Genomic DNA, 17969 nt, shown 5'->3' with positions numbered 1-17969 from the left:
GAGTCGGGGTATGGGGCGGGTGGAGCTTTGGGGGACTCGATGGGAGTTGGTGATCGCGCACTTCCGCTGACGCGCGGACAGCTGGACATCTGGCTTTCGCAGGAAACGGGCTACGTCGGCACGGAGTGGCAGCTCGGGCTCTTGATCAAAATCGAGGGTTCGCTGGATCGTGATGCCCTCGAGCGCGCCCTCCGTCAGGCCGTTGCCGAGGCCGAGGCCGGCAGGGTGTCGTTCTTCGAGGTCGACGGCCAGGTTGTGCAGAAGCCGATCGACTACCCGGACTTCGAGCTCGAGTTCCATGACCTGACTTCCTCGCCCGACCCGGTGGGGGAAGCCCGCGCGATGTCCTCGTCGATCCAGCGCACGCCGATGGCATTGAACGGCCAGCTGTTCAAATTCGTGTTATTCCAAACACAGGCTGCCGAGTTCTACTTGTTCGGCTGCTGCCACCACATAGCAGTCGACGGATTGGGTATGGCGCTGGTATGCCGTCGGGTTTCGACGATTTATTCGGCGATGGTCGCCGGAAAGCCAATTCCCGATGCCTATTTCGGTTCGGCGCAGGATTTGGTCGACATCGAGTCGCAATACGAAGCGTCGCCCGATTATCTGGACGATCAGGCGTATTGGAGCAACAACCTTCCGCCGGAAACCGCATGGGTCGATCGGCCGGCAGCCGACACCACGAGCGGCAAAGACCACTACTCGCCGTCAGCTTCCGTCCAGTTGGACCCGTCCATCACCACCCGGATCAAGGAGCTGTCCAAGAAGCTGGGCATCCGCCGGTTCTCCGTCACCACCGCGGCGTGCGCGCTCTTGGTGCGCGCGTGGTCGGGGAGCGGTTCGGAGGTGGCACTCGACTTCCCGGTGAGCCGGCGAGTGCGTCCGGAGTCGAAAACACTTCCCGGAATGTTCGCCGGGGTGGTGCCGCTGGTCTTGAACACCGCGCCCACGGCTACCGTCGCCGACTTCTGCAAACACGTCGACACGCGAATCCGGGAGCTGCTGCAACATCAGCGGTTCCCGGTGCACACCCTCGAGAGCGACGGCCTGCGGCAGGCGGCGAACCGGGTTGGCATCAACTTCCTCCCGATGAGGCTCACGCTGGACCTCGCCGGCTCCCCGGCGACGGCGACGTACACAAACCACGGGCCCGTGGGGCACTTCAGCCTGTTCTTCATGGGCGCAGGTGACCAGCTCTTCCTCAGCACCGCGGGACCGGGGCAACCGTTCGCGGACTTCGGCGTCGCCGACTTGGCGGCGCGCATGCAGCAGGTGCTGGAGGAGATGACCGCCGATCCGGAGCGGTGGCTGGCCTCCATCGATCTGTTGGCCGCCGACGAGCCGGCCCAAATCGACGAGTGGAGCAACCGGGCGGCCCTGACCGAGCCGGCGCCCGCCCCGGTGTCAATCCCGGTGGCGTTCGGCGAGCACGTGCAGCGCTCGCCCGAGGCGCCGGCGGTGACCTGCGCCGCCAAGTCGTTGACCTACGGCGAACTCGACGAGGCCTCCAACCGGCTGGCACACCTGCTCGCCGGCCATGGCGTGGGTCCGGATGAATGTGTGGCGGTCATGTTCCCCCGCTGCGTCGACGCGATCGTGGCGATGCTCGCGGTGCTGAAAACCGGTGCTGCCTACGTGCCGATCGACCCGGCGCACTCCGCGGCGCGCATGGAATTCGTGCTTTCCGACGCCGGACCGAGCGCGGTGATCACCACGGCGGACCTGCGCTCTCGGCTGGACGGGCGCGACCTGTTGGTCGTCGATGTGCACGACCCGGCCGTCGAGACCCAGCCCAACACCGCGCTGCCCGCGCCGGCCGCGGACAACATCGCCTACATCATCTACACCTCCGGAACCACCGGAACCCCCAAAGGCGTTGCCATTCCTCATCTCAACGTCACGTGGCTGATCGAGTCGCTCGACGCCGGCTTGCCCAAGGGGCAGGTGTGGACGCAGTGCCATTCCGCGGCCTTCGACTTCTCGGTGTGGGAGATCTTCGGCGCCCTGCTGCGGGGCAGGCGCCTGCTGGTGGTGCCCGAGTCGGTGGCGAGCTCGCCGGAAGACCTTCACGACCTGCTGGCCGCGGAAAAGGTCAGCGTGCTCACCCAGACCCCTTCGTCGGTTGCGATGTTGCCCGCGGAGGGGCTGGAGTCCACCGCGCTGGTGGTGGCCGGCGAAGCCTGCCCGGCCGACGTGGTGGATCGGTGGGCGGCGCCCGGGCGGGTGATGCTCGACGCCTACGGCCCGACGGAAACCACGGTGTGCGCATCGATCAGCAAGCCGTTGACCCCCGGATCCGCTGTGGTGCCGATCGGTTCACCGATCGCGGGCGCGGCCATGTTCGTGCTGGACAAGTGGTTGCAGCCCGTGCCGGCCGGTGTGGTCGGTGAGCTGTACTTGGCGGGCCGCGGCGTCGGCTGCGGATACGTGCGCCGCGCCGGGTTGACGGCTTCCCGGTTCGTGGCCAACCCCTTCGGCGGCCCCGGAGCACGGATGTACCGCACCGGCGACCTGGTCTGCTGGGGCGAGGACGGGCAGCTGCAATACTTCGGTCGCTCCGACGAGCAGGTCAAGATCCGCGGCTACCGCATCGAGCTCGGCGAAATCCAATCGGTGCTCAAGGGCCTCGACGGCGTGGAAAGCGCTGCCGTGATTGCGCGCGAGGACCGCCCCGGCGACAAGCGCCTGGTCGGATACATCACCGGAACCGCCGATCCGGCCGCGATCCGGGCCGCGCTGGCCGATCGCCTCCCGCCGTACATGGTGCCCGCCGCGGTGGTGGTGCTCGAGGCCCTGCCCTTGACGGGCAACGGCAAACTCGACAAGCGAGCCCTGCCGGCACCCGAATACGCCACTGCCGAATACCGCGCCCCGGGCGACGCGGTCGAGGAGATTCTCGCCGACATCTACGCCCAGGTGCTGGGGCTGGAGCGGGTCGGTGTGGACGCGCCGTTCTTCGACCTCGGTGGCGACAGCATCCTGTCGATGCAGGTGGTGGCCCGCGCCCGTGCGGCGGGGATCCTGTTCCGGCCGCGCGACGTGTTCGTCGAGCAGTCGGTGGCCCGGCTGGCCCGGGTGGCCGAGGTGGCGGCCGACGGCGCGGGCGGTGTCGCCGACGACGGCGTCGGGCCGGTGGTGGCCACCCCGATCATGCGGTGGCTGCAAAGCATCGAGGGGCCGATCGAGCAGTTCAACCAGACCATGGTGGTGCAGGCGCCGGCGGGGGCGAGCGAGGCCGACGTGGTGGCGGTGCTGCAGGCCCTGCTGGATCGCCACGCCGCGCTGCGGCTGCGCGCCGACGACGACGGTGCGGGCGGCTGGTCGCTGCACGTGCCCGAGGTCGGTGCGGTGGACGCGCGCGGCTGCGTGCACGCCGTCGAGACACTGTCCGAAGAGACGTTGGCGGAGGCGCGGTCGCGGTTGAACCCGGCCGCCGGGGTAATGGTCAGCGCGGCGTGGGCCGAGCCCACGGGCCAGCTGGCGCTGATCATCCACCACCTCGCCGTCGACGGTGTGTCGTGGCGAATCCTGTTGGAAGACTTCAACATCGCCTGGGCGCAGCATCATAGCGGGCAGCCGATAGCCTTGCTGGCGCCGGGGACGTCGTTCGCCCGGTGGTCGTCGCTGCTGGAGGAGTACGCCCAGCGCACCGACGTGGTGGCCCGGGCGGACGAGTGGCGACAGGTGGCGGCCACCCCGGCGGCGTTGCCGGCGGTGCAACCCGATGTCGACACCTATGTGACTGCCGGTCAACTCTCGGTGTCGCTGGACGTCGAGACGACCCGACTGCTGCTCGGCGAGGTGCCTGCCGCGTTCCACGCCGGCGTGGGCGACATCTTGTTGATCGCCTTCGGGCTGGCGTTCGCGGAATTCCTGGGTACGGGTGCGGCGCCGATCGCCATCGACGTCGAGGGCCATGGGCGCCAGGAAGAACTGGCTCCCCGGGTGGACCTGTCGCGCACCGTCGGCTGGTTCACCACCAAATACCCGGTGGCGCTCAAGAGCCGCCGGCTGAACTGGTCACAGGTGGTGGCCGGCGAGACGGTGCTGGGCGCGGTGATCAAGGACGCCAAGGAACAGCTGCGCACCCTGCCCGACGGCCTGACCTACGGCTTGCTGCGCTACCTGAACGCCGAGGTGGACCTGGACGGGGCGGACCCGGTGATCGGGTTCAACTATCTCGGGCGGCTCGGCGCGGGCGCGGACCTCTCTGAGGACTTGTGGCGGGTCAGCCACGACAGCTTGGCCGTTGCTGCCGTGGCCACCGCGGTACCCATGCCGCTGGCGCACACGGTGGAAGTCAACGCGGGCACCATGGACACCGAGGCCGGCCCGCACCTGCAGGCCAACTGGACGTGGGCCCCGTCGGCGCTGGACCACGAGCGCGTTAACCGGTTGAGCCAGTTGTGGTTTGAGGCGCTGGCCGGCATCTGCGCGCACGTCAAGGCGGGCGGCGGTGGGTTGACCCCGTCGGACCTCGCGCCCGCGCGACTCAGCCAACAACAGATCGACGAGCTCTGCCGGCAAGGCAGCGTCGCCGACGTGCTGCCGCTGACCCCCGTTCAGCAGGGACTGCTGTTCCACACCGCCTTCGCGCAGGACATGGACGACCTGTATGCGGTGCAGCTCGGCATCACCGTCAGGGGCGCCCTCGACGCGGCGCGCCTGCGCGAGGCGGTGCACACCGCCGTCAAGCGGCACCCGAACCTGGTTGCCCGGTTCTCCGAGGATTTCGGGGAGCCGGTGCAGGTCATCCCGGCCGATCCGCAGATGGCGTGGCGGTACGTCGAACTGGACGACGGCAATGTCGATGAGCAGGTCGAGCGGCTGGCCGCCGACGAGCGCGCCGCGGTGTGCGACCTCGCCGAGAAGCCGTCGTTCCGGGCCGCGCTGATCCGCACTGCACCCGACCGGCACCGGTTCGTGCTGACCATTCACCACATCGTGGTCGACGGCTGGTCGCTGCCCATCCTGCTGCAGGAGATCTTCGCCAGCTACTACGGGGAGCGCCTTCCCGCCGCCCCGGCTTACCGCAGCTTCGTCACCTGGCTGACCAACCAGGACCGCGCCGCCGCGCAAGGGGCATGGGCGCAGGCGCTGGCCGGCTTCGAGACCCCCACCCTCGTCGGGCCCCTTGGACAGATCGGGCGGCGCGGCGTCGCCGCGTTCCATGTGCCCGCCGAGACCACGAAAGCGCTGGGCGAGCTGGCGCGTTCGTGCCGCACCACCATCAGCACGGTGCTGCAGGGCGCGTGGACGCAGCTGCTGACGTGGCTGACCGGGCAGCACGATGTGGCCTTCGGCACCGCGGTCTCGGGGCGGCCCCACGAATTGGCCGGCGCGGACGCGATGGTCGGCCTGCTGATCAACACGGTGCCGGTGCGCGCGACCATCACCGCGACGACCACCGTCGCCGAGCTGCTCGACCAGCTGCAACGCCTGCACAACGACACCGTCGACTACGAGCACCTGGCGCTGCCCGAGATCCATCGCGTCACGGGTCACGACCAGTTGTTCGACACTCTTTTCCTCTACGAGAACTATCCGATCGACGCGGGCTCGCTGTTGGGCGTCCACGAATTGGCCGTCACCGATTTCAGCAGCCGGGAGTACAACCACTACCCGCTGTCCGTGGTGGCTTCTCCGGGCCACGAACTGAGCCTGCGCGTCGAATTCGACACCGAGGTGTTCAGCGCCGCCGCCATCGACACGCTGATCGAGCGGTTGCAGCAGGTGATGGTGGACATGACCGCCGATCCCTCCCGCCGCCTGTCCTCGATCGACCTGCTCGACGCCGCCGAGCACGGCCGGCTCGACAAGTGGGGCAATCGGGCGGTGCTGGCCGAGTCGGCGCCGAAGCTGGCCTCGATTCCGGAATTGTTCGCCGCCCAGGCGGCCCGCGCACCGGAGGCGGCGGCCATCACCCACGGCGACCGTTCGTGGTCGTATGGCGAGGTCGAGGAGTCCGCTAACCGTTTGGCCCACCTGCTGGTGAGCCGCGGTGCCGGCCCGGGGGAGCGCGTCGCGGTGCTGTTCCCCCGGACGGCAGAGGCCGTGGTGGCGATATTGGCGGTGCTCAAGACCGGGGCGGCCTACCTGCCGGTCGACCCCACGGTGCCGGCGGCGCGGATCGAATTCGTGCTTGGCGACGCCGCGCCGATCGCGGCCATCACCACCGCGGACGTGCGGTCGCGGCTGGACGGGTCGGACCTGGAGATCATCGAATTCGACGACCCCGCCGTCGCGACCCAACCCACCGACGGGCTGCCGGCGCCGTCCGCGGAGAACATCGCCTACATCATCTATACGTCCGGCACCACCGGCACCCCGAAGGGTGTGGCGGTGCCGCACCGCAACGTCACCCAGCTGCTGGAGTCGTTGGACGCGCAGCTGGCGCTCGGGCAGGTGTGGACGCAGTGCCACTCGCTGGCGTTCGACTTCTCGGTCTGGGAGATCTTCGGGTCGCTGTTGTATGGCGGCCGGCTGGTGATCGTGCCCGACAATGTGGTCCGCTCGCCTGAAGAGCTGCACGCCATGCTGGTTCGCGAGCAGGTCAGCGTGTTGAGCCAGACGCCGTCGGCGTTCTACGCGCTGCAGACCGCGGACTCGCTGGCGCCCGAGCTCGGGCAACAGCTCAAGCTGCAGACGGTGGTGTTCGGTGGCGAGGCGCTCGAGCCGCATCGGCTGGGCAAGTGGTTGCACAACCACCCGGGTCTGCCGCGGCTGATCAACATGTATGGCATCACCGAGACCACGGTGCACGCCTCGTTCCGCGAGATCGTCGACGGGGACGTCGACACCAACGCCAGCCCGATCGGCCTGCCGCTGGCGCATCTGGGCTTCTTCGTCCTCGACGGGTGGTTGCGGCCGGTGCCCGAGGGTGTGGTCGGTGAGTTGTACGTGGCCGGGCGCGGTCTGGCGTATGGCTATGTGGGCCGGTCGGGGTTGTCGGCGACCAGGTTCGTGGCGTGCCCGTTCGGCGGGGCCGGGGCGCGGATGTATCGCACCGGGGACCTGGTGCGCTGGGGTGCCGACGGTCAGCTGCAATACATGGGCCGCGCCGACGAGCAGGTCAAGATCCGCGGGTACCGCATCGAGCTCGGTGAGGTGCATGCGGCGCTGGCGGCGCTGGACGGGGTCAACGAGGCGGCGGTGATCGCCCGCGAGGACCGCCCCGGCGACAAGCGGCTGGTGGGCTACGTGACCGGAACCGCCGACCCGGCCGAGATCCGCAACCAGCTCGGCGAGCGGCTGCCGACCTACATGGTGCCCACCGCGGTCGTGGTGCTCGAGGCGCTGCCGCTGACGGTCAACGGCAAACTCGACACCCGCGCGCTGCCGGCGCCCGAGTACTCCGACGCCGATCACTACCGCGCGCCGAGCACGGCCGTCGAGGAGATCTTGGCCGGCATCTACGCCCAGGTCTTGGGTGTGGAGCGCGTCGGGGTCGACGACTCGTTCTTCGACCTCGGCGGTGACAGCATCCTGTCGATGCAGGTGGTGGCACGCGCCCGCGCGGCCGGCGTGGTGTGCCGCCCGCGCGACATCTTCGTCGAACAGACGGTGGCCCGGCTGGCCCGGGTGGCCGGCGTGGCCACCGACGACGACGTCGTCGACGAGGGCATCGGCGAAGTGGTCGCGACGCCGATCATGCACTGGCTGGAGAGCGTCGACGGTCCGGTCGAGCAGTTCAACCAGACCATGGTGGTGCAGGCCCCGGCGGGGGTGAGTGAAGCCGACGTGGTGCTGGTGCTGCAGGCTTTGCTGGACCGGCACGCCATGCTGCGGCTGCGGGTCGACGACGACGGCGCGGGGGACTGGTCGCTGCGGGTGCCCGAGGTCGGCGTGGTGGATGCCGCCGGGTGTGTGTACACCGTGGAGACGTTGTCCGATGCGGCGCTGTCGGCGGCGGTCTCACAGCTGAACCCGGCCAGCGGTGCGATGCTGCGCGCGGTGTGGGTGCCCTCCACGGGCCAGCTGGCGTTGATCATTCACCACCTGGCCGTTGACGGGGTTTCGTGGCGAATTCTGTTGGAAGACTTGAATATTGCGTGGGCACAGCACCACAGCGGCCAGCCGGTGGCGCTGCCGGTGGGCGGGATGTCGTTCGCCCGGTGGTCGTCGCTGCTGGCGGAGCACGCGCGCCGACCGGAGGTCGTCGACCAGGCGGAGGCCTGGCGGCAGATCGCGTCGACGCCGGCGCCGTTGCCGGCGGTGCGGCCCGGCATCGACACCTACGTCAGCGCGGGTCAGCTCTCAGTGTCGCTCGACTCCGACACGACCCGGTTGTTGCTGGGCGAGGTGCCCGCTGCGTTCCACGCCGGCGTGCAGGACGTCTTGCTGATCGCGTTCGGGCTGGCCTGGGCGCAGTTTGTCGGCACCGGCGCGCCGATCGGCATCGACGTCGAGGGCCACGGCCGTCACGAGGAACTCGGCCCGCAGGTCGACCTGTCCCGCACGGTGGGCTGGTTCACCACCAAGTACCCGGTCGCGCTGGCGGTCGGCGGCCTGTCCTGGGGACAGGTCATCGCCGGCGAGGCCGAGTTGGGGGCCCTGGTCAAGGACGCCAAGGAACAATTGCGCGCCCTGCCGGACACGCTGACCTACGGGCTGCTGCGCTACCTGAACCCAGACGTCGACATGGACGGGTCGGACCCGGTGATCGGGTTCAACTACCTCGGGCGACTGGGCGGCGCGGGCGACCTGTCCAGCGAGTTGTGGCGGCTCGACCAGGACAGCCTGGCGTCGGCCGGCGCGGCGACGGCGGTGCCCATGCCGTTGCCGCACACCGTCGAGCTCAACGCCGGCACGCTGGACACCGCCGCGGGTCCGCTTCTGCAGGCCAACTGGACCTGGGCGCGCTCGGCGCTCGACGAGGGACAGGTCGGCCGACTGAGCGAATTGTGGTTCGACGCCCTGAGCGGGATCTGCAGCCACGTCCGCAACGGTGGGGGCGGGCTGACGCCGTCGGACCTCGCTCCCGCGAGGCTGACTCAGCGGGACATCGACGAGCTGTGCCAGCGCTACCCGGTCGCCGACGTGTTGCCGTTGACCCCGTTGCAGCAGGGACTCCTGTTCCACACCGGCAGCGCGCACGGCAGCGACGACCTGTACGCCGTACAGCTCGACATCAGCGTGAACGGTGCCCTCGACCCGCACCGGCTGCGCGACGCGGTGCACACCATGATCAAGCGGCATCCGAACGTGGTGGCGCACTTCGTCGAAGACTTCGGCGAGCCGGTGCAGGTCCTCTCGGCCGAGCCCGCGCTGTCGTGGCATTACGTCGAACTCGACACCGAAGACGCCGAACCCGAGGGGCAGATCCAGCAGGTCTGCGCGGCCGAACGCGCCGCGGTGTGCGATCTGGCGGACCGCCCGCCGTTCCGGGCCGCGCTGATCCGCACCGCCGACAACCGGCACCGGTTCGTTCTGACCAACCACCACATCGTGCTCGACGGCTGGTCGAAGCCGATCCTGCTGCAGGAGATATTCGCCGCCTACTACGGGGTGCAGCTGCCGGTCCCGGTGCCGTACCGCAAGTTCGTCGCCTGGCTGGCCGCGCAGGACCGCGGCGCCGCCCAGGCGGCGTGGCGGCGGGTGCTGGCCGGGTTTGACACCCCCACCCTGGTCGGTCCGGCGGGCCGGATGAGCCTCGGCCCGCGCGGCGTCTCCTCATTCCAGGTTTCGGCGGAGACCACGCGCGCGCTGGGCGAGCTGGCCCGCTCGTGCCGCACCACCGTCAGCACCGTGCTACAGGCCGCCTGGGCGCAGCTGCTGATCTGGCTGACCGGCCAGCACGACGTGACATTCGGCACAGCGGTCTCGGGGCGCCCGACCGAGCTGGCCGGCGCCGACCAGATGGTGGGGCTGCTCATCAACACGGTGCCGGTGCGGGCGACGATCGGCGCCGAAACCACCATCGCGGACCTGCTAAACCAGCTGCAGAGCGCCTACAACGACACGCTCGAGCACCAGCACTTGGCGCTGAATGAGATCCATCGTGTAACGGGACACGACCAATTATTCGACACCATGTTCGTGTACGAGAACTATCCGATCGACACCGCAGCCCTTTCGGCCGTCGACGAGCTGGCTATTAGCGGATTCACCAACCGGGAATACAACCACTACCCGCTGTCGGTGCAAGCTGTGCCGGGTCACGAACTGGGTCTTCGCGTCGAATTCGATACAGAAGTCTTCGACCAAGGCAGAATCGAGAGGTTGATCGAGCGGTTCCGGCGGGTGCTGGAAGCCATGACCGCAGATTTGGAGGAGCAGTCATGACCGTCGGTGCAGGGCGGCGATTGTTGTCGATCGACTTGCTGGATGGCGGCGAGCACGACCGCCTCGACGAGTGGGGTAACCGGGCGGTGTTGACCGCGCCGGTGAAGGGGGCTGCGTCCATTCCGGCGTTGTTCGACAAGCAGGTCGCGCGTGTACCGGAGGCTCAGGCACTGACGTTCGAGGGCCGCACGCTGACGTATCAGGGGCTCGACGAGGCCGCGAACCGGCTCGCGCACCTGCTGGCCGACCATGGCGCGCGTCCGGGGGCGTGCGTGGCGCTGCTCCTGCCGCGGTCCGCCGAGGCGATCGTGTCGATCCTGGCGGTCCTCAAGACCGGCGCGGCCTATCTGCCGATCGACCCTGCGGTCCCGGCGGCGCGAATGGAGTTCATGCTCGGCGATGCGGCGCCGGTCGCCGCGGTCACGACGGCCGAGTTGCGGGCGCGGCTGGACGGGTTCGACTTGCTGGTCGTCGACGTCGACGATCCCGCGGTGGCCGAACAGCCCAGCTCGCGGCTACCGGGGCCGGCCCCCGAGGACATCGCGTACATGATCTACACCTCGGGCACGACCGGGACCCCCAAGGGCGTGGCGGTCACTCACCAGAACGTCACCCAGCTGCTGAAGTCGCTGCCCGCCGACCTGCCGAAGGCGGGTGTCTGGTCGCAGTGGCACTCGCTGGTTTTCGACGTGTCGGTGTGGGAGATCTGGGGCCCGCTATTGCACGGCGGGCGCCTGGTGGTGGTGCCCGAGTCGGTGGCCGGCTCGCCGGACGACCTGCACGCGTTGCTGGTCGCGGAGAAGGTCACCGTGTTGTGCCAGACCCCGTCGGCGGTGGGGATGCTGTCGCCCGACGGGCTGGATTCGACGGCACTGATCGTGGCGGGCGAGGCGTGCCCGTCCGAGGTGGTGGACCGGTGGGCGCCGCGTCGGGTGATGATCAACGCCTACGGCCCGACCGAAGGCACGGTCTACGCATCGATGAGCGCGCCGCTGAGCGCCGAGTCGGGGGCGCCGACGATCGGCTCGCCCGTACCGGGCGCCGCGCTGTTCGTGCTCGACAAGTGGTTGCGCCCGGCGCCGGAGGGCGTCGTCGGCGAGCTCTACATCGCCGGCCGCGGTGTGGCCTCCGGCTATGTGCGCCGGGCGGGTTTGACGGCCTCGCGGTTTGTGGCGTGCCCGTTCGGGGCGCCGGGGACGCGGATGTATCGCACGGGCGACCTGGTGCGCTGGGGCATCGACGGCCAGCTGCAGTACCTCGGCCGCGCCGACGAGCAGGTCAAGATCCGCGGCTACCGCATCGAGCTGGGCGAAATCCAGACCGCCCTCGCGGGGCTGGACGGCGTTGACCAGGCGGCGGTGATCGCCCGCGAGGACCGCCCCGGCGACAAGCGTCTGGTCGGTTACATCACCGGGACCGCCGACCCGGCCGAGATTCGCACCCAGCTGGGCGAGCGGCTGCCCAGCTACATGGTTCCGGCCGCCGTCGTGGTGCTGGACGCGCTGCCGCTGACGGTCAACGGCAAACTCGACAAGCGGGCGTTGCCGGCGCCCGAGTACCAGAAGACCAACGGCGATTACCGCGCGCCGTCCACGGCCGTCGAAGAGACGCTGACCGCCATCTACGCCCAGGTGCTCGGGCTGGAGCGGGTCGGCGTCGACGACTCGTTCTTCGACCTTGGCGGCGACAGCATCCTGTCGATGCAGGTGGTGGCACGCGCCCGCGCGGCCGGCGTGGTGTGCCGCCCGCGCGACGTTTTCGTCGAGCAGACCGTGGCCCGGCTGGCCCGGGTGGCCGGCGTGGCCTCCGACGACGACGTCGTCGACGAGGGCATCGGCCCGGTGGTCGGAACCCCGATCATGCGCTGGCTGCAGCAAGTCGACGGCCCGACCGACCAGTTCAACCAGACCATGGTGGTCCAGGCCCCGGCCGGCGTCACCGGCGATGACGTGCGGGTGGTGCTGCAATCACTGCTGGACCGGCACGCCACGCTGCGGATGCGCGTCGACGACGACGGCGCCGGAGGCTGGTCGATGCAGGTGCCCGAGGTCGGCGCGGTCGATGCCGGTGCCTGCATGGACACCGTCCACGCGCTGTCCGACGCGACGCTGGTGGCGGCGCGCTCGCAGCTCAACCCCGCGGCGGGGACCATGCTGCGCGCCGTGTGGGCGGAATCCACGGCCCAGCTGGCGTTGATCATTCACCACCTGGCCGTTGACGGGGTGTCGTGGCGAATCCTGTTGGAAGACTTGAACATTGCGTGGGCCCAGCACCACAGTGGCCAGCCGGTGGCGCTGCCGACCGCCGGGACGTCGTTCGCCAGGTGGACCGCGATGCTGGAGGAGCACGCCCAGCGCCCCGAGGTGATCGAGCAGGCCGAGGCGTGGCGGCAGGTCGCGGCGACCCCGGCGCTGTTGCCGGCGGTGCGTCCAGACGTGGACACCTACGAGACGGCCAAGCAGCTGTCGGTGTCGCTGGATGTGGAGACCACCCGGCAGCTGCTGGGTGAGGTGCCCTCGGCGTTCCGCGCCGGCGTGCAGGACATCCTGTTGATCGCGTTCGGGCTGGCCTGGGCGCGGTTCGTGGGCACCGGCGCCCCGATCGGCATCGACGTCGAGGGCCACGGCCGCCACGAGGAACTGGGCCCGCACGTCCACCTGTCCCGCACGGTGGGCTGGTTCACCACCAAGTACCCCGTCGCGCTGACTGTCGGCGAACTGGACTGGGCGCAGGTGATGGCCGGTGACCCCGCGCTCGGGGTCCTGGTCAAGAAGGCCAAGGAGCAGCTGCGCGCGCTCCCGGACCCGCTGACCTACGGGTTGCTGCGGTACATGAACGACGAGGTGGACCTGGACGGGTCGGACCCCGTGATCGGGTTCAACTACCTGGGACGACTGGGCGCGGCGGCGGATCTGCCCGGCGAGATGTGGCGGATCAGCCAGGACAGCCTGTCGTTCACCGGCGCTGCCAGCGCGGCGCTGCCCATGCCGTTGATGCACACCGTCGACCTCAACGCCGGGACCATGGACACCGAGGCCGGCCCGCACCTGCAGGCCAACTGGACGTGGGCGCCCTCGGCGCTGGACCACGAGCAGGTCAGCCGGTTGAGCCAGCTGTGGTTCGAGGCATTGGCCGGCATCTGCGCGCACGTGCGCAGCGGCGGTGGCGGTCTGACCCCGTCGGACATCGCCCCCGCTCGCCTGAACCAGCAGCAGCTCGACGACCTCTGCCAGCAATACGCGGTCGCCGACGTCTTGCCGCTGACCCCGTTGCAGCAGGGGCTGCTCTTCCACGCCAGCTTTGCGCACGACCTCGGCGACGACGTCTATGCGGTGCAGCTCGGCATCACCGTCACCGGTGACCTCGACCCGCATCGGTTGCGCGAGGCCGTCCACACCGTCGTCAACCGGCATCCCAACCTGGCGGCCCGCTTCTGCCCGCAGTTCGGCGAGCCGGTGCAGGTCGTCCCGGCCGACCCCGTCATGGCGTGGCGGTACATCCAGCTCGGCGCGGAAGACCTGGACCCCGAGGAGAAGATCGAACAGCTCTGCGCCGCCGAGCGCGGCGCGGTCAGCGACCTCGCCAACCGGCCGGCCTTCCGGGCCGCGTTGATCCGCACCGCCGACAACCGGCACCGGTTCGTGCTCACCAACCACCACATCGTGATGGATGGCTGGTCGCTGCCGATCATGCTGCGCGAGATCCTCACCAGCTACTACGGGGACAGGTTGCCCGCGCCCGCGTCCTACCGCAGCTACCTGACGTGGCTCGCGGCTCAGGACCGCACGGCCGCCCGCGCGGCGTGGGCCGAGGTGCTGGCCGGGTTCGATGCCCCCACCCTGGTCGGTCCGCCAGCCCGATTGGGCCTCGGGCGGCGAGGGGTCGAGTCGTATCGGCTGCCCGCGGAGACCACGCGCGCGCTGGGCGAGCTCGCCCGCTCGTGCCACACCACGATCAACACCGTGCTGCAGAGCGCCTGGGCGCAGTTGCTGATGTGGCTGACCGGCCAGCATGACGTGGCCTTCGGCACCGCGGTCTCCGGTCGGCCTGCGGATCTGGCCGGCGCCGAGTCGATGGTGGGCTTGTTGATCAACACCGTGCCGGTACGCGCCCACGTCACCGCGGGCACCACGGTGTCCGAGCTGCTGCAGCAGCTGCAGCGGGCCCACAACGACACGATCGAGCACGAGCACCTGGCGCTGAACGAGATCCACCGCGTCACCGGTCACGACCAGCTGTTCGACACGCTGTTCCTGTACGAGAACTACCCGATCGACACCAGCGTGCCGTTGGGTTTCCACGAGCTGGCGATCACCGACGTCACCAACCGCGAATACAACCACTACCCGCTGTCGGTCATGGCGCTTCCGGGGCGGGAACTGGGCCTACGCGTCGAGTTCGACACCAGCGTGTTCGATACCGCCGCGATCGAGTCGATGATCGAGCGGTTCCAGCGGGTGCTGGGGGCGATGACCGCCGACTCGAGCCAGCGGCTGTCGTCGATGGACGTGTTGGATGCCGGCGAGCGCGCCCGCCTCGACGAGTGGGGCAACCGGGCGGTGCTGACCGCGCCGGTGGGCGCTACGGCGTCGATCCCGGCGCTGTTCGCCGAGCAGGTGGCCCGTGTTCCGGAGGCCCCGGCGCTGACGTTCGAGGGCCGCACGCTGACCTATCGGGAACTCGACGAGGCCGCGAACCGGCTGGCCCACCTGCTCGCCGAGCACGGCGCGGGCCCGGGCGAAAGCGTGGCGCTGCTGTTCTCCCGGTCGGCCGAGGCGATCGTGTCGATCCTGGCGGTGCTGAAGACCGGGGCGGCGTACTTGCCGATCGACCCTGCGGTCCCGGCGCCGCGGATCGAGTTCGTGCTTGCCGACGCCGCACCGGTCGCCGTGGTCACCACCGCCGAATTGCGGCCCCGGGTGGACGGCTCCGACCTGTTGGTCATCGATGTCAACGACGCGCCGGTGGACACCCAGCCCGCCACGGCGTTGCCGGTGCCGTCGCCGGAGGACATCGCGTACCTGATCTACACGTCCGGCACCACGGGTGTCCCGAAGGGCGTGGCGGTCACCCACCACAACGCCACCCAGCTGCTGGAGAAACTGCACGCCGACCTGCCGGACCCGGGCGTGTGGGCGCAGTGGCACTCGCTCGTCTTCGACGTGTCGGTGCACGAGATATTCGGCGCACTGTTGCACGGCGGCCGGCTGGTCGTGGTGCCCGAATCCGTGGCCGGTTCGCCGAAGGACCTGCACGAATTGCTGGTCGCGGAGAACGTCACCGTGCTCAGCCAGACCCCGTCGGCGGTGGGAATGCTCTCGCCGGAGGGCCTGGAAGCGACGGCCCTGGTTGTCGCCGGTGAGGCCTGCCCGCCCGAGGTGGTGGACCGGTGGGCGCCTGGCCGGGTGATGATCAACGCCTACGGCCCGACCGAAGGCACGGTGTACGCGGCGATGAGCGCGCCGTTGAGCGCCGACACGGGAGCGCCGATCGGTTCCCCGGTCCCGGGGGCGGCGCTGTTCGTTCTGGACAAGTGGCTGCGGCCGGCGCCCGAAGGCGTCGTCGGCGAGCTCTACATCGCAGGCCGCGGTGTGGCCTCCGGCTATGCGCGCCGGGCGGGTCTGACCGCCTCGCGGTTCGTGGCATGCCCGTTCGGGGCGCCCGGTGCGCGCATGTATCGCACGGGCGACCTGGTGCGCTGGGGCGCCGACGGCCAGCTGCAATACCTTGGGCGCGTCGACGAGCAGGTCAAGATCCGCGGCTACCGCATCGAGCTCGGCGAAATCCAGGCGGCCCTGGCCGCTCTGGACGGGGTCGAGCAGGCGGCGGTGATCGCCCGTGAAGACCGACCCGGCGACAAGCGGCTGGTCGGCTACATCACCGGGTCCGCGGATCCGGCCGCGATCCGGGGCCGGTTGGGCGAGCGGCTGCCGGCCTACATGGTGCCGGTCGCGGTGGTAGTGCTGGACGCGCTGCCGTTGACCGTCAACGGCAAGCTCGACAAGCGCGCCCTGCCCGCCCCGGAGTACCAGAAGGCCGGTGGTGAGTACCGGGCCCCGGCCACCCCCATCGAAGAGGCCTTGGCCGAGATCTTCGCAGGAGTCCTTGGGCTGCAGCGGGTTTCGGTCGAAGATTCCTTCTTCGACCTCGGCGGCGATTCGCTTTCCGCGATGCGGGTGATCGCCGAGATCAACACGGCTCTCGACGCGAACCTCTCGGTGCGCACCCTGTTCGAGGCGCCGTCGGTGCGACGCCTCGGCCAGCGGGCGGAACGCGATGCCAGCGGTGTGGACGACGTCGAGGGCGGCGGTTCCAGCTTTGCGTCCGTGCACGGTCGCGACGCGACCCAGGTCTACGCCAGCGATCTGACGCTGGACAAGTTCATCGACGCCACGACGCTGAGCAGCGCGCCGTCGCTGCCCGGCCCGAGCGCGGAGGTGCGGACGGTCCTGCTGACCGGGGCGACGGGCTTCCTGGGCCGGTACCTGGCGCTGCAGTGGCTCGAGCAGCTGGAGCTGGTGGACGGCAAGCTGATCTGCCTGGTGCGCGCCGGCTCGGACGAGGAGGCGTGGCAGCGGCTGGAGAAGACGTTCGATAGCGGCGACCCGCAGTTGTTGCAGTATTTCCAGGGGCTGGCGGCCGACCACTTGGAGGTCATCGCCGGTGACAAGGACGCGGCGAACCTCGGCCTTGACGAGCAGACCTGGCAGCGGCTTGCGGACACCGTCGACCTGATCGTCGACTCGGCGGCCCTGGTCAACGGCGTGCTGCCGTACAGCGAGCTGTTCGGGCCCAACGTGGTGGGCACGGCGGAGCTGATCCGGGTGGCGCTGACCACCAAGCTGAAGCCGTACGCGTATGTGTCGACCTCCGATGTGGGCCGCCAGATCGACCCGGCGGTGTTCACCGAGGACGCCGACATCCGGGTCATCAGCCCGATCCGCAAGATCGACGGCAGCTACGCCAACGGCTACGGCAACAGCAAGTGGGCCGGCGAGGTGTTGCTGCGCGAGGCCCACGACCTGTGCGGGCTGCCGGTCTCGGTGTTCCGCTCCGACATGATCCTGTCCGACACCAGCTACGCCGGCCAGTTCAACCTGTCGGACATGTTCACCCGGATGGTGTTGAGCCTGGTGGCTACCGGCATCGCGCCGCGCTCGTTCTACCAGTTGGACGACGAGGGCAACCGGCAACGCGCGCACTTCGATGCGCTGCCGGTGGAGTTCGTCGCCGAGGCGGTCACCACGCTGGGCACCCAGGTGATGGACGGGTTCGAGACGTATCACGTGATGAACCCGCACGACGACGGCATCGGCATCGACGAGTATGTCGACTGGCTGATCGACGCCGGCTATCCGATCGAGCGGATCGACGACTTCGGGGAGTGGCTCCAGCGATTCGAGGCCGCGCTGCGCGAGCTGCCGGAGCGGCAGCGGAAGCACTCGGTGCTGCAGATGTTGCAGGTGCCGGGCTACAACCAGCTGCAGGCGCCGGAGCCCGCCAGCGGGTCCTTCGCCCCGGCCGACCGTTTCCGGGCCGCGGTGCAGGAAGCCAAGATCGGCGCCGACAACGACATCCCGCACGTCTCGCCGCAGGTGATCGTCAAATACGTCACCGACCTGCAGCTGCTCGGTCTGCTCTGAGCGTTGCTCGTAAACACGGCTGCGGCAACGGCTTTCAGG

2 protein-coding genes are annotated in these 17969 nt (G+C 69.6%); both read left to right on the top strand.

The window, feature by feature from the left end; translation table 11 throughout:
• Positions 1-39: 39 nt before the first annotated feature.
• Positions 40-10287, top strand: coding sequence for a non-ribosomal peptide synthetase (locus A5781_RS02350; RefSeq protein WP_067200585.1), 10248 nt, complete (start codon positions 40-42; stop codon positions 10285-10287).
• Complete coding sequence (locus tag A5781_RS02345; protein WP_067200582.1) at positions 10284-17930, top strand: non-ribosomal peptide synthetase; 7647 nt, start codon at positions 10284-10286, stop codon at positions 17928-17930. The genes A5781_RS02350 and A5781_RS02345 overlap by 4 nt, the downstream gene beginning before the upstream one ends.
• Positions 17931-17969: the final 39 nt, after the last annotated feature.

This window comes from Mycobacterium sp. 852002-30065_SCH5024008 (genome assembly GCF_001665645.1).
Taxonomy (GTDB): Bacteria; Actinomycetota; Actinomycetes; order Mycobacteriales; family Mycobacteriaceae; genus Mycobacterium; species Mycobacterium paraffinicum.
Note: the sequence above shows the minus strand (reverse complement) of the source record. Positions and strands in the feature narration are given on the sequence as shown.